The 13,975-nt window shown below is 56.1% G+C and carries 11 protein-coding genes and 3 tRNA genes; 6 read left to right on the plus strand and 8 right to left on the minus strand.

The window, feature by feature from the left end; translation table 11 throughout:
• On the plus strand, positions 1-1,227 hold the full coding sequence (locus V6N04_RS12175; RefSeq protein WP_371170447.1) for an FAD-dependent monooxygenase: 1,227 nt from the start codon (positions 1-3) through the stop codon (positions 1,225-1,227).
• A 4-nt stretch (positions 1,228-1,231) separates the two neighbouring features.
• On the opposite strand, the gene V6N04_RS12180 is transcribed toward V6N04_RS12175, so the two are convergent.
• The 5 genes from V6N04_RS12180 to V6N04_RS12200 form a co-directional block, all read right to left on the minus strand.
• Complete coding sequence (locus V6N04_RS12180) at positions 1,232-1,423, minus strand: Trm112 family protein (RefSeq protein WP_371170448.1); 192 nt, start codon at positions 1,421-1,423, stop codon at positions 1,232-1,234.
• Positions 1,420-2,067 (minus strand): LON peptidase substrate-binding domain-containing protein, encoded by a 648-nt coding sequence (locus tag V6N04_RS12185; RefSeq protein WP_371170449.1) that lies wholly within the window; start codon positions 2,065-2,067, stop codon positions 1,420-1,422. The genes V6N04_RS12180 and V6N04_RS12185 overlap by 4 nt, the downstream gene beginning before the upstream one ends.
• 26 nt (positions 2,068-2,093) lie before the next feature.
• The gene (gene trxA, locus V6N04_RS12190) at positions 2,094-3,002 is read right to left on the minus strand and encodes a thioredoxin (protein ID WP_371170450.1); all 909 of its coding nucleotides are present in this window, start codon (positions 3,000-3,002) and stop codon (positions 2,094-2,096) included.
• Between the two features lie 142 nt (positions 3,003-3,144).
• Positions 3,145-3,933 (minus strand): exodeoxyribonuclease III, encoded by a 789-nt coding sequence (locus tag V6N04_RS12195; protein ID WP_371170451.1) that lies wholly within the window; start codon positions 3,931-3,933, stop codon positions 3,145-3,147.
• Between the two features lie 87 nt (positions 3,934-4,020).
• A complete protein-coding gene (locus V6N04_RS12200) occupies positions 4,021-4,398 on the minus strand; it encodes a VOC family protein (RefSeq protein ID WP_371170452.1) in 378 nt (125 codons plus the stop codon).
• A 94-nt stretch (positions 4,399-4,492) separates the two neighbouring features.
• On the opposite strand from V6N04_RS12200, the gene soxR reads away from it, so the two are divergent.
• Positions 4,493-4,957 (plus strand): redox-sensitive transcriptional activator SoxR, encoded by a 465-nt coding sequence (gene soxR / locus V6N04_RS12205; RefSeq protein WP_371170453.1) that lies wholly within the window; start codon positions 4,493-4,495, stop codon positions 4,955-4,957.
• A gap of 24 nt (positions 4,958-4,981) precedes the next feature.
• Here the strand turns inward: soxR and rtcR are convergent, their stop codons facing one another.
• A complete protein-coding gene (rtcR, locus tag V6N04_RS12210; RefSeq protein WP_371170454.1) occupies positions 4,982-6,544 on the minus strand; it encodes an RNA repair transcriptional activator RtcR in 1,563 nt (520 codons plus the stop codon).
• 176 nt (positions 6,545-6,720) lie between these two features.
• Here rtcR and V6N04_RS12215 point away from each other — a divergent pair, with 176 nt between their 5' ends.
• The 4 genes from V6N04_RS12215 to V6N04_RS12230 all read left to right on the plus strand — a co-directional run bounded on the left by V6N04_RS12215 (position 6,721) and on the right by V6N04_RS12230 (position 10,855).
• Positions 6,721-8,277: an RNA-binding protein gene (locus tag V6N04_RS12215; protein WP_371170455.1), complete on the plus strand. Its 1,557-nt coding sequence runs from the start codon at positions 6,721-6,723 to the stop codon at positions 8,275-8,277.
• Between the two features lie 177 nt (positions 8,278-8,454).
• Positions 8,455-8,530 (plus strand) — tRNA-Gln (locus tag V6N04_RS12220).
• Between the two features lie 227 nt (positions 8,531-8,757).
• Positions 8,758-8,833: transfer RNA gene (locus V6N04_RS12225), tRNA-Asn, on the plus strand.
• A gap of 606 nt (positions 8,834-9,439) precedes the next feature.
• Positions 9,440-10,855, plus strand: coding sequence for an RtcB family protein (locus V6N04_RS12230; RefSeq protein ID WP_371170456.1), 1,416 nt, complete (start codon positions 9,440-9,442; stop codon positions 10,853-10,855).
• Between the two features lie 141 nt (positions 10,856-10,996).
• Here the strand turns inward: V6N04_RS12230 and V6N04_RS12235 are convergent.
• Positions 10,997-11,070 (minus strand) — tRNA-Gly (locus V6N04_RS12235).
• Positions 11,071-11,481: 411 nt separating this feature from the next.
• Entirely contained in the window at positions 11,482-13,899 is a 2,418-nt protein-coding gene (gene gyrB, locus V6N04_RS12240) for a DNA topoisomerase (ATP-hydrolyzing) subunit B (protein WP_371170457.1), read from the minus strand.
• Between the last annotated feature and the right edge of the window lie 76 nt (positions 13,900-13,975).

Here is a 13,975-nt window from a genome sequence, read left to right on the forward strand (position 1 = left end):
ATGACGTTTGATGCCGATATTCTGATCGTTGGCGGCGGGCTAAACGGCCCCGCCCTTGCCCTTGCGCTGGCCGATACCGGCTTCACCGTGACCGTTGTTGACGCGCTTCCGAAAGGGACGCGGGGCGACGATGATTTCGATGGACGCGGGTATGCGCTGGCGCTGGCCTCTCAGCGGCTTCTTTCCGCAATTGGTGTCTGGCCAACGGTTGCTAAGCACGCCCAACCGTTGTTGGACATCCGCATTTCCGACGGTCGCCCCGGCGAAGGTCCCGGCCCCTTTGTGCTGGAGTTCGACCACGCCGAAATCGACGAAGGCCCGATGGGCTATATGGTCGAGGACCGCTTTCTATCGCGCGCCTTTCTAGATGCCGTCGAGGCCCATCCGAAGATCACTCTGATTGATCAGGACACAGTCATCGCGCAAAACGTCGGCCCAGCCTCGGTTACGTTGGGTCTTGCTTCGGGCAAGCAACTCACTGGACGCATTGTTGTCGGTTGTGACGGCCGGCGTTCCGGCACCGCCGAACGTGCCGGCATCGGGCGGCATGGTCACGACTACGGCCAAACATCCTTGGTCTGCGCGATTGATCACGAGCTGCCGCATAATGGCGCGGCGCACCAGTTCTTCATGCCTTCAGGCCCTTTGGCAATTCTGCCGTTGCCTGGAAATCAGTGCTCGATCGTCTGGACTGAAACCCATGCCGAGGCCACGCGCATCAACGCGTTGGATGATGACGGATATCTTGAGGAACTGCGCCCCCGGTTTGGGTCGTTCCTTGGTGACATTCGCCTTGCGGGCAAACGGTTCACCTACCCCCTGAACCTCACCATCGCAAACGCATTCTTTGGAGAGCGAATGGCGTTGGTCGGCGATGCAGCGCACGGCATGCATCCAATTGCAGGTCAGGGTTTGAACGCTGGCCTCAAGGACGTTGCCGCGCTGGCCGAAGTTCTGACACACGCTCGCCGTCGTGGTGAAGATATCGGTCGCTTGGACGTGCTTGAGCGCTATCAACAGTGGCGTCGTTTTGACATCGCCCAGATGGTGGCCGCGACCGAAGCAACCAATCGCCTGTTCTCAAATGATAATCCACTTTTACGAACCGTGCGTGACATTGGATTGGGTGTTGTAAATGCAATGCCGGGTCTTCGTCGTGGCTTCATCCGCGAAGCCGCCGGCCTGACCGGAGACCTGCCCCGATTGCTACAAGGTCGCCAAATCTAGAGGGTCAGTCCTCGATCTTACGCGCTTCATCCACCAACATCACGGGAATGCCTCCCCGGATCGGAAACGCAAGCCGCGCCGCTTTTGATACCAGCTCCTGTGCATCCGCATCATAGCTCAACACAGTCTGTGTTACAGGGCAAACCAGCGCTTCGATCATGCGTCGGTCAAATTGAGGGGTTTTTGTTTCCGTCATTGTACTTTCTCCTCGCCCACGCCTTTGCGAAGTGCAAATTCCATCAACGTTACCAAAGTTTCGCGCCGTGTTTGCAAGGACGGCGCCTCTAGCAGGGCCTGCTTGTCCTCTGGATCAAACGGGCAAAGCATGGACAGCGCATTGATCATCATCTCATCCTCGGCCGACTTCAAGCTATCCCAATCAGTTTGAAGCTCCGCCATATCAAAGAACCGCTCCAGAAGAGGTAGAAAACTGTTTCGATCAAGGTCGGGATCATGCTCGGCCTGCCCAAGATCGCGGTCGAAGCTGCACCAATCCACGCGCGCTCGGAGATACGGGGTGAAACCCTGAGTAACCTCAGACAAACGAAACCGCGACACACCTGACAAGGTGATCATATACCGCCCGTCGTCAGTCTCGGTGAAGGACGTGATGCGTCCGGAACAACCAATGGCATGAAGCCTCTGATCATCATCGCCTGTGTTGTCACCAATCGGTTGGATCATTCCAATCAGACGCTCTTGCGACTTAAGGGCATCATCGACCATCGCCAAATAACGAGGCTCGAATACATGCAAGGGCAACCGACCGCGCGGTAACAACAACGCCCCAGGCAGGGGGAATAGTGGAAGCAGTTCAGGCAAGTCAGCGGCAGAGATCATGACCTAGTCTAGCCTGATGTTGGTCTTCACACAAAGATCATTGACGACAATTTGCGCCGACCCGTTAGTGCAACGGGATCCTTGGCCTCCAATGCGTCGAAAATCGTAAACAACTGTGCCTTGGCGGCACCGTCGTTCCACTCCCGATCCCGGCGGAAAAGCTCCAACAGTTCATCGACCGCTGCCTCAACTTCCCCTGCGGCATTCAACGCCACCGCCAGATCAAAACGTGCCTGATGATCTTCGGGATCAGCATCTACTGCAGCGCGCAACTCGGCCACAGGGCCAGCATTCTCCGCCTGACGAGCCAGCTCGATCTGAGCATGAACGGCTTCAATTTCAGGAGCTTGTGCGATTTCTGCAGGTGCACCGTTCAGTGTTGCCTCTGCATCATCTGGATTGCCCGCCGCAAGATGAGTGCGGGCCAGACCGGCAAATGCGGCGGCGCTGTTCGGATCTTCCTCAAGGATTGCCGCAAAGGTCTGGGCCGCATCCTGAATGGCACCTGCCTCTAACATCTCATCGGCAGCGGCAAGCGCATCAGCCAATCCACCGCCTGCATCGCCACCCAACGCGGCAACACGTTCGACGAATTCTTTAATTTCCGAGGGCGGCACGGCACCTTGAAATCCATCCGCTGGTTGACCCTGCCAGAACGCATAAACCGTTGGAATTGACTGCACGCGCAGTTGGCCCGCGATCATCTGGTTCTCGTCGACATTCACTTTGACCATGCGAACTTTGCCGCCTGCCTCGGTGACCGCAGCTTCCAGCGCTGGGCCAAGCGTCTTGCAAGGGCCACACCAAGGGGCCCAAAAATCGACAATCACAGGAATGTCCTGCGAAGCCTCGACAACGTCCTGCATGAACGTCGCTTCTGAAACATCCTTGATCAGATCAGCGGCGGGTGTGGCTTTTCCAAGTTCAAGTTCCATGTCGATACGTCCTTATCACTTTGTTGATCACTAGATGGAGCAACCCTGCCGCCCTTGCAAGTCCGCCTCGCAATTGCACCGCTTTTTCTTGTCAGAAATATCCTGGGGTGAGAGCCGCAGGCTCGAGGGGCAACGCCCCTCCCTACAGATCAAATGTCGCAAACACTGGCGCGTGATCGGATGGCTTCTCCCAGCCGCGTGCATCTCTCATTACACGTGAACCATGTCCCGCGTTCGAGATGTCGGGCGTGGCCCAGACGTGGTCCAACCGGCGGCCTTTATCTGCCGCATCCCAATCTTTTGCACGATAGGACCACCAAGAATAAAGCTGCCCTTCGGGAATATCTTGACGGGTGATATCGACCCAGCCTGCCGCATCCTGAACGTCTGCCAACGCCTCTACTTCAACAGGGGTATGGCTGACCACCTTCAACAGTTGCTTATGGGACCAAACGTCGTCCTCACGCGGTGCAATGTTCAAGTCGCCTACAAGGATAGATTTCGACGGCATCTCTTTGCTGAAATGGTCGCGCATATCGGTCAGATAATCGAGCTTTTGGCCAAATTTTTCATTCACGTCGCGATCCGGCACATCTCCGCCCGCCGGGACATAGAAGTTATGGATTGTGACACCGTTTTCGAGCTGCCCAGCGATATGGCGGGCATGGTCCAGACCTGCAAAGTCAAAGCTTCCTACCTCGACCATGGGAATACGCGACAAGATCGCGACCCCGTTGTAGCCCTTCTGACCCCGTGCCACCATATGCTGGTAACCAAGTGCACGAAACCCGTCCATCGGAATCTTGTCCACAGGGCTTTTACATTCCTGAAGGCAGAGAACATCAGGTGCTTCTTCTTCCAAAAGCTTCAGCACAATCGGTTCGCGCAAGCGGACTGAATTGATATTCCAAGTGGCAAGTGTGAAGCTCATGATGTCCTCCGATGAACGCGCTTTGGAGCGACCATAGAGGACGGATCAAAGAGTGAACAGGGGCGAGTTTCACCCCGCCCCGTTTCATCAGCTATACGAGACAACTTCCCACTCGACACCATCATGATCATCGAAATAAAATCTCCGACCCGGCTCGTAATCACCGTGGGCGTGCGGGGTAAATCCCGCAGCTTTGACCCGTATTTCGGTCGCATCAATATCGTCTACGGTCACGCCCACATGGTTCAGACCAGCCTTGGTTGTGTATGAATGCGGAGGATCATCGATGAGCCGGTTGGGCGTGTACAGAGCCACATAGCTATTCTCATCCCCTACGTGAGCGGTGTGCCCACCGGATATCGCATCGCCTTCCCAGCGAATTTTCCAATCAAACACAGCACCCAACCATGCGGCGGTCGCCTTGGGGTCGCTAACAGTCACATTCACATGTTCCAGATTTGCCATTTCGGCCTCCTTGATTTCATTTGCGACTCAGTTGATAATTCCTAAAGCTAACTTTAGCTCAAGCTTTTTCTTTTGCCTATTTCACGAGGGTTCCATGAAACGTAGAAACGAGATTTCCATCGGCACACTGGCAAAACGCACTGGATTGGCGGTGTCGGCCATTCGCTACTACGAAACACAAGGCCTGATCGCGCCGGAACGCAATGCAGGCGGTCAGCGGCGGTTCCTGCGCTCTGACATTCGGCGCCTAAGCTTTGTCATGATCGCACAAAAATTCGGCTTCACCTTGGACCGAATCCGAGACGTGCTGGACCGCCTGCCAGAAAACAGAACCCCCACAGCGAAAGACTGGACCGCGATTTCCGGAGATTTCCGGGCAGAACTGAACGAGCAAATCAACGCCCTCACACGGCTGCGCGACAAGTTGGACGGGTGTATCGGGTGTGGCTGCCTATCGCTTGATCGATGCGCCCTCTACAACCCCGACGATGTGGCCGGCGACAACGGCGCAGGCCCGCGCTACCTGATGGGAGATGAAGCCGTACGGCCGGAGGGATGAGGCCGGCTGGATGCGGTCGCGGAGTTATATCGCACTCCACTCCAAACCGAATTTCGCAAGGTATTTCTTCAGTCGATCCGCGTCGTTCTGAATCTTTCGTTTGCCCCGAGACACCGCAAACAGCGCCCGTCCGGCGGCGCTTAAGCTAGACGAGGAGCGACAGACCCGGATGACCTCGGCCAGTTGAACCAGATCGAACGGATCTATGTCAGACACTGCATCGCCCAAGACATCTGCGACCAACTTGAAATCGTCTTGGGATTGCGCGGAGCGCCAATCCACCTGAAGCGTCTCTATTTCAGCCGACACCATCGCATTGGTGATCCTACCACGCGGTGCAAGCGTACACAGACGGCGGACCGAGCCAGCGAAATCACGGAAGTTTCCCGGCCAAAGGGTTGCTGGGTCTTTGGCAAACGCCAAATACCTCTCGCGCGCATCCGTATTGAATCCAACATAGCTGCCTAGGTCCTTTTCACAACGGGCCAGCTCGAACAGCAGATTCACCTCGATATCCTCGGTGCGAGTTCGCAGAGCTGGCACGTTGAAGGTCCACGTGTTTAGGCGCGCCAGTAGATCATGGCGAAACTTCCCGTCCGCTGCCAGGCTTCGCAAATCCCGGTTCGCGCCAGCAATTAAGTGAAACCGGCTTAAGATTTCGTGGTCGGACCCAAGGGGATAGAAACGGCCCGTTTCGATGGCGTGCAGCAGAACCGACTGCATATTTGGGTTCAGCTCATCCACATCGTCCAGAAACAACACTCCGCCATCAGCCTCGCGCAGCAGACCGCTTCGCTCGGTCCCAGCGGTTCCAAGATACGAACGTCGCTGGCCGAATAAGGTACCCATCGCATCTGGCCCATTCAATGTCGCGCAGTTCACGTGAACCAAACGTCCTTTGACCCGTCGTCGATCCAGTTTGAGGCTGTGGATGCGCTCCGCCAGCTCGGTTTTACCCGTCCCTGTTTCTCCCAACAACAAAATAGGTTCGTCCGAGTTGCTGGCAACAAGCTCGACCTTGTCGATCAACTGATTATATTCCACATTCCGCGTCTCGATCCCGCCCTTGAGCTGGTCACTATGTTCTCGCGACAATTGGTCAAACCGTTGCTGCAAAGCATTGTATCGGCTCAGGTCCAGATCAATGACGTCGAGCTTTGGCGCGTCCTCGTCCTCTCCGGGCGGTCCGGTTTGGATCAGTCGCGCGGGCACGTGGCGGCTTTCCGTCAGTAGGAACCAGCAGATCTGGGCGACATGTGTGCCCGTCGTCAGATGAACATGATATTGCTCACGCTCATCATCAAATCCATATGATCGCGCGAAATCAAACAACTTCCCATAGACCTCCTGAAAGTCCCACGGGTCAGTCAAATCCAGTTGTTGAAGTAATACCTCTGTTTTGGGGGATGCCTCCTCAATCTCGCGTTGAACTTGTTTGGCGAGGCGATGAAACCTCATGTCATGAAGAATTTCGAGCCGGTCCACCTCAAAATGATCGTGACCGACAAGGCTAAGCGTTGGGCGCCACCGGCGCTTTTTTCCCATATCAAGCTTCGTACCTAGAAAGCCGATGACGACATTCTTCATATCACTTATCCATATCGATAAATTACTATACTACTTGATAGTGCACGCGCCGATAGAATTTCGCAATGGCCAATTATAACAATTACATTCAGTGGGTTAGCTCATTTTCAATTTCCTCTCGGCCCGCCAAGCTCACCATGCCAAAACACTCTTGTCAAAACGAAAGGACAAGACAAATGGCAAACAAATCCGTGTTTGCATCGATGAAGGGCCGGTTGCTTCCAAAGGCGACTGCAAAGAACGCCGAGGGCGCTCCGGCCTACTCTTATTCCGATGCGCATGCCTTGGCGCAAGTTGCCGTGACCGGCACTTTCGGCGGTATGTTTTACCAAGACGCACAGGACGAACTGGAATACGTCGTCGACGTTGCTGAAGCCGTTACACCTGAGTATCTGGCGCAGGCTGCAATCTATGCTCGCAACAGCGGCCATATGAAGGATATGCCAGCTGTATTGCTGGCCATCTTGGCACGTCGCGACCCAGTGTTGTTCCGCGCAGCCTTCGGACGCGTGGTTGATAACGGCAAGATGCTGCGTACCTTTGTGCAGGTTGTCCGTTCCGGCCAGACAGGGCGTAAATCGCTGGGCTCCGCCCCGAAAGCGATGGTGCAAAACTGGTTGAACACCGCGTCGGACCGCGCGCTGCTTTATGCCAATATCGGCAATGACCCGTCGTTGGCTGATGTGATCAAGATGGTGCACCCGAAACCGGAAACCATGGAGCGGGAGGCGTTGTTTGCCTGGATCGTCGGGCGGCCGTGCGATACGGCACGGCTGCCACAGGCAGTACAGGACTGGATGGTATTCAAAGAAACCGGGAAAGGCCCGGTACCGGATGTTCCGTTCCAGATGCTCACTCAGCTTGAGCTCACGTCCCATCAGTGGGCGCGGCTGGCACGCAAGGGTTCGTGGCAGATGGTTCGCCAGAACCTGAACACATTCCAACGTCACGGTGTGTTCGGCGTGCGTAAGAACGTAGACCATGTGGCTGCGCTTCTTCGCAATGCCGAGTTGATCGCCAAGGCACGGGTCTTCCCGTACCAGTTGATAGTCGCCGCGCAGAACGTCGCTGCGGATATTCCGCACGAGATCGTCGATGCGTTGCACGACGCGATGGAAATCGCGGTGAGCAATGTGCCGAAGATCCATGGCCAAGTGGTGGTGTGCCCGGACGTGTCTGGATCCATGATCTGGCCGGTGACAGGGTATCGTCCCGGGGCCACCTCGGCTGTGCGACACGTCGATGTGGCGGCTCTCGTGGCCGCAGCGATGAGCCGCGCAAACCGAGGGTGCCAGGTGCTACCGTTTGACTTTGATGTACGTAATATACGTCTACGTCCGCGCGACACGATCCTGACCAATGCCGAGCGCCTAGCCACACTGGCAGGTGGTGGGACAAACTGTTCTGCGCCGCTAAAATGGCTGAATGATCGTGGGCGTAGCCCGGATTTGGTGGTGTTCGTGTCAGACAACCAATCGTGGGTCGATGCCCGCGCTGGCGGGCAAGGCACGGCAATGATGATGGAGTGGGAAGCGATCAAGCGTCGGAACCCGAAGGCCAAATTGGTCTGCATCGACATCGCCCCGTACGGGACCACGCAGGCGCAGACGCGCGACGACGTGCTGAATATCGGCGGGTTCTCGGATGCGGTCTTCGACCAGATCGCGGCATTTGCCCACGATCAGACCGGCACGGAGTACTGGGTTGGCGAGATCGAGAAGATCGAAGTGTAACCCCTCGGGCGGATGACCGCCCGGGGAATACAGAAAGGACTAAGAACCGGCGAATGCAGACGGAATTACAGGTAGAGCACTGGTCAAAGAACAGAGGTCGCGGGCTCGTATCCCGCCGCGCGCTAGCGTCGTAGCTCAGGAACATGTTTCGTCACAGACTTGTCGCCCGGATCATTTTGGAAGGTAGCTCAATCGGTAGAGCAACGGCTTTTGGTGCCGTAGGTTGCAGGTTCGAGACCTGCCCTTCCAGCCAACATATTCAGGCGGAATGCCTGTGGGACTACACCTGTTATGTATATGTCTCACAACCAAGCTTGTCCGCCTGACCCAAAATGAAAGGACGCATCTCGGCGAATGCCGGTGGAACTACAGATTGTTACTCTCTAGGTCGCGGGTTCGAATCCCGCCATCGCGTGTGCGATGTAGCTCAGATGGTAGAGCAGGATGTTTCGCCAGACCCTTGTCGCCGGGTTCAGATGATCGGTTGTAGCTCAGTTGGTAGAGCGCCTGACTGTTAATCAGGATGTCGCAGGTTCGAGCCCTGCCAACCGAGCCAGAACATACCCGGAGGAATGCCCGTGGGAGTACATCGCTTCAAACGACCGCCGAAAGGCCTCTCACGAACAACTTGTCCTCCGGACTCGAACAAAATGAACTGAAAGAAATACCCCGGCGAATGCCGAAGGAACTACATTGCTGCACCATTCCGAGGTAGCCGAGCGGGTTCAACTCCCCTCCTAGCAGGCGCCCAGACGGCAAACGCATCTGCCCATTCAGATGCGGGGCGGGTCTCGGTTGTTTCTTCACTTTTGTCGTCGGGACCAGAATCTACGAACGGAATCGAAAAGATGAAGCCAAGACACTTGTCGGATTTAGAGAACGCGCTGAACCGGGCACACTGGACAGTCTGGGATCGATTTGAAGGCGAGGATCATCGAGATCCGGCATGGTGGCTATTGGCCCGACCAAACGGATCATCATCTGTCGTCCTGGTTTTTTTCTGCAACCCCGAGCTAAACCACCAGACCATCATGGATTCCCATGGCGCACGGACAAGAACCCAGCCCGCCGCTGAAATCCACTTCGCACAGGGCACTTCTTGGCCGAGCGAAATTACAAAGTTCATGTCGCAGTTGGAAACTGCGGCGAAGGAGCGAGAGCGATGACTGAACAAGACAAAAACTACCCCGTGACCGGGGACCACTTGAAACACTGGGGGCACCGCCCCGGCAAGCAGTTTCCTGCGCTGTTGGCGAAAGCCAACGAAATGCGCGCCGAAGGGTTCGGGCTGGTGCGTATCCGGCAGGAACTGAACGGCGAGATTCCTCCCGCTCCGGTGACTATGGATCTGCGCGCGGCCGGTGAAGTGCCGTTTCACGAAAACATAAATGCGGACCATCCGGACGAGGAGGACAATGTCTCCAAAGTCCGCGAGACCATGACTGCGCTGATGCGTACCCCAACAATCGAAGCGGGAGTCATCATGCCCGACGCCTGCCCGGCTGGTCCTGTGGGTACCATCCCGGTAGGTGGTGTTGTCGCCACACACAATGCAATCCATCCGGGGATGCATTCAGCTGATATTTGCTGTTCGGTCATGATCACCGATCTGGGCAATGCAGATCCCAAGACAGTTCTGGATGCAGCCCAGTCGATCACCCACTTCGGGCCCGGCGGGCGTCCTCAGGGCAAGCGTTTCACCACCTCCCTAAAGCTTCTGGATGCTTTTCGCGAGAACCCGTTCCTGAACAGCCCCAAGATCCTGCGCATGGCGCAAGAACATATGGGGACACAGGGCGACGGAAACCACTTCCTGTTTGTCGGACGGTCGCGCAAGACTGGGCGCACGGCGATGGTGACGCATCATGGCTCGCGCGGGCCGGGGGCTGTGCTGTACAAGCATGGGATGCATGTGGCCGAAAAGTTCCGCAAGGAACTATCGCCGCAGACCGCGAAGCAGAACGCTTGGATCCCGGCAGATACTGAGGAAGGTCGCGACTACTGGGATGCGCTGCAACTGATCCGTAAATGGACCAAAGCCAACCACAATGCGATCCATCAAGCGACGGTCGAAACCGCGCGCGTGGGCGATGTTGGCGAGCGGTTCTGGAACGAGCACAACTTCGTCTTCAAACGAGGTGATCTTTTCTATCACGGCAAAGGGGCGACGCCTGCTTGGGACGGGTATGCATTGGACGCGACGGGGCTGACACTCATTCCACTGAACATGTCCGAACCAGTGCTGATTGTGCGCGGCAATGATGCGGATCACGGTCTTGGCTTCAGCCCTCACGGCGCGGGGCGCAACTTCTCGCGTTCCGAGCACAAGCGCCGGATGGGGTCGGTCACGCCTGAACAAATGCTGAAGGCAGAAACCGAGGGCTTGGATATTCGGTTCCATGCCGGTGGCGTGGACGCGTCGGAGCTGCCGTCAAGTTACAAAAAAGCCGACAATGTGGTTGCCCAGATCAAATCCTATGATCTGGCCGAGATCGAAGATTACATCGACCCTTACGGCTGCATCATGGCGGGGGATGTACCACCGGTCTGGAAGGGCAGAAAAAAAGGGCGCCGGTGAACGGACAGGTGCTTTTTTCCGCGCTTGCCCACCAATAGGCCAGCACTCCACGAAAAGCGCACTACTGAGCCGTCATTTAATGCAAAAGATGGGTGCACCTAAGCCACCAGAGGAGCTGTACATAGGTCGAAGAGAATTTACTGGAGCGGGCGGCGGGAATCGAACCCGCGTCATTAGCTTGGAAGGCTAAGGTCTTACCACTACACAACGCCCGCCCAGTGAAGCTAGGACATATTTCATGGGTATCAGGGCGTCAAGAGCGTGCGTGAGACGAAATCGTCCGATAGTCGTGGTTCGTCCGCCGAGTCTTCTCCGGCTGCCCGATCATGTGATCTAGCGCCCCAACTTGCCCCGTCCCGCCCGCGCCCGATTCTTCAGCCAATTTGATCGTAACGAGACAATCAAATCAGGCCTGGCCTATGACGCACGAGCCGAGACCTCGCTGCAGGTCCACGATCGACATACCACCGGCATAGGTCGAGAACAGACGAACTCCCTTGGCGACAATTGTGTTCTTGACTGCCACCTATACGTACACCGAATTCCTCAAGGAACACCGCCAAGCAGGTTTGATGTCCAAGGCATAGATCGCGTATATGCTCCTCCGCGCATCGCAGAAACCGCGCTCAAAAATCCAAATTCTCAACCGACAACGCGTTTTGCTGGATGAACTCCCGGCGGGGTTCGACGACGTCGCCCATCAGTTTGGTGAACAGGTCGTCAGCTTCAGCCAGATCATCAACTTTCACCTGCAAGAACGTGCGCGCCTCTGGGTCCAGAGTGGTTTCCCAAAGCTGGTCGGGATTCATTTCGCCAAGACCTTTATAACGTTGCAGCGTCAGGCCCTTTTCACCCTCAGCCAAGATTGCTTTCAGAAGGTCGATAGGCCCCTGTACAAGAAGCTCGCGCTCCTTGCGGGACAGCCTCGCCGTGTCGCGATAAATGTCACGTGTGTCCTTGGACACTTCGGACAGACGGCGCGCCTCTCCGGAGCGTAAGACTGCGCCATCCAATGTGCGAATTTCCTCGACCCCGCGCAGGACACGCGCCAGTCGAATGCCATGATCCTGAGTGATCCGGCCCTGCCAGCCGCGCTCATATTCAACCGCAACTTTATCCAGACGCGCGGCCACACCTTCGGCAACCGCCTGTAGATCAGCATCTGCACGGCCCGGATCAAAAGCACCGGCAAGCGCAGCCTGCTCCAGAATGTTGCGTGGGTAATGCGTTGGGAACGCATCCAGAATGCGCTTGAAATTGCGCGCGCCTTCAACGATGCGTGCAAGGTCCGCGCCGGCGATCTCTTCCCCGGTGGCAAGACGCAGCACTGTGCCGTCGATCCCTTGCTCAATCAGGTAATCCTCGAGCGCTGTTTGGTCTTTAACATAGACCTCAGACTTGCCGCGGCTGACTTTGTAAAGCGGCGGCTGCGCGATGTAGAGGTATCCACCTTCGATCAACTCCGGCATCTGCCGGAAGAAGAAGGTCAGCAGAAGTGTCCGAATATGTGCGCCGTCAACATCGGCATCGGTCATGATGACGACTTTGTGGTAACGCAGCTTTGCGATGTCGAATTCATCCCTTCCAATGCCGGTGCCCAATGCAGTGATCAGCGTGCCAATTTCCTGACTGGACAGCATCCGATCAAACCGCGCGCGTTCGACGTTCAGGATTTTACCGCGCAAGGGAAGAACAGCCTGATCATAACGAGACCGACCCTGCTTGGCAGACCCTCCAGCCGAGTCACCCTCGACCAGGAACAATTCGCGTTTGGCCGGGTCACGTTCCTGACAATCCGCAAGCTTTCCGGGCAAAGAGGCCACATCAAGCGATGATTTCTTACGCGTCATCTCGCGCGCCTTGCGGGCGGCCTCGCGGGCCAACGCTGCTTCGATGATCTTACCCACAATCATCTTGGCGATGTTGGGGTTCTCATCAAACCATTCTTGCAGCTTCTCGTTCATCAGGCTTTCAACAGCTGGACGAACCTCGGAGCTTACCAGCTTGTCCTTCGTCTGAGACGAGAACTTGGGGTCGGGGACCTTGACCGACAGCACACAGGTCAGACCTTCGCGCGCGTCATCTCCGGTGAAGTTCACCTTCTCTTTCTTTGCAAGCCCAGATGAGTTCGCATAAAGGTTAAGCGTACGCGTCAGCGCCCCGCGGAAGCCAGCAAGGTGTGCACCGCCATCGCGCTGCGGGATGTTGTTGGTAAAGGGCAGCACATTTTCGTGGTAACCATCGTTCCACCACATCGCCACCTCGACACCGATATCGTCCTTCTCGCCGACAACAAAAATGGGCTCTTCCATCAACGGAGTCTTGGAGCGGTCGAGGTATTTCACAAACTCTTTCACGCCACCTTCGTAGTGCAGCTCAGAGACCAACTTCTCCACTGGGCGTTCGTCGGTAATGATGATGCGGACACCGGAATTCAAGAACGATAGTTCGCGCAGACGGTTCTCTAGCGTCTTAAACTGATACTCAAGGTTCGAGAACGTATTGGTCGACGCAAGAAAACGAATTTCGGTTCCAGTTCGATCGCCACATTCGCCAACGACGGTCAGATGCTCGACCGTGTCACCGTGCGCGAACTTGGCATAATGTTCTTTTCCGTTGCGCCAGATGCGAACTTCCAGCCAATCGGACAGAGCGTTCACAACAGAAACACCTACACCGTGCAGGCCGCCCGACACCTTATAGGAATTCGAGTCAAACTTACCGCCCGCATGCAACTGTGTCATGATCACTTCGGCCGCTGACACGCCTTCTTCCGGGTGGATATCTACGGGAATCCCGCGTCCGTTATCATAAACCGACACTGAGCTATCGGCGTGGATTGTCACCGTCACCGCATCCGCATGACCAGCCAAAGCCTCGTCAATTCCGTTGTCCACGACCTCATACACCATATGGTGCAGGCCAGACCCGTCATCAGTGTCACCGATATACATACCGGGGCGCTTTCGAACGGCTTCTAACCCTTTGAGAACTTTAATAGATTCGGCACCATAATCGGCACCGCTTTGCACGTCATCAGCCATGAGGGCCTTCCTGTTGTTCGTCCCGGAAAATATAGGGGTTTTCGGGGGTAATGTCACCTATCCGACACAAGATTTG

It is taken from the genome of Aliiroseovarius conchicola, from assembly GCF_041403445.1.
Lineage (GTDB): Bacteria > Pseudomonadota > Alphaproteobacteria > Rhodobacterales > Rhodobacteraceae > Aliiroseovarius > Aliiroseovarius conchicola.

What these genes read in the sequence shown, in the direction of transcription:
- soxR (WP_371170453.1), top strand. Translation starts at nt 4,493, where the DNA reads ATGAAACGTAGAAACGAGATTTCCATCGGCACACTGGCAAAACGCACT.
- trxA (WP_371170450.1), bottom strand. Translation starts at nt 3,002, where the DNA reads ATGGAACTTGAACTTGGAAAAGCCACACCCGCCGCTGATCTGATCAAG.
- V6N04_RS12215 (WP_371170455.1), top strand. Translation starts at nt 6,721, where the DNA reads ATGGCAAACAAATCCGTGTTTGCATCGATGAAGGGCCGGTTGCTTCCA.
- V6N04_RS12230 (WP_371170456.1), top strand. Translation starts at nt 9,440, where the DNA reads ATGACTGAACAAGACAAAAACTACCCCGTGACCGGGGACCACTTGAAA.
- V6N04_RS12180 (WP_371170448.1), bottom strand. Translation starts at nt 1,423, where the DNA reads ATGACGGAAACAAAAACCCCTCAATTTGACCGACGCATGATCGAAGCG.
- V6N04_RS12185 (WP_371170449.1), bottom strand. Translation starts at nt 2,067, where the DNA reads ATGATCTCTGCCGCTGACTTGCCTGAACTGCTTCCACTATTCCCCCTG.
- V6N04_RS12195 (WP_371170451.1), bottom strand. Translation starts at nt 3,933, where the DNA reads ATGAGCTTCACACTTGCCACTTGGAATATCAATTCAGTCCGCTTGCGC.
- rtcR (WP_371170454.1), bottom strand. Translation starts at nt 6,544, where the DNA reads ATGAAGAATGTCGTCATCGGCTTTCTAGGTACGAAGCTTGATATGGGA.
- V6N04_RS12175 (WP_371170447.1), top strand. Translation starts at nt 1, where the DNA reads ATGACGTTTGATGCCGATATTCTGATCGTTGGCGGCGGGCTAAACGGC.
- V6N04_RS12200 (WP_371170452.1), bottom strand. Translation starts at nt 4,398, where the DNA reads ATGGCAAATCTGGAACATGTGAATGTGACTGTTAGCGACCCCAAGGCG.
- gyrB (WP_371170457.1), bottom strand. Translation starts at nt 13,899, where the DNA reads ATGGCTGATGACGTGCAAAGCGGTGCCGATTATGGTGCCGAATCTATT.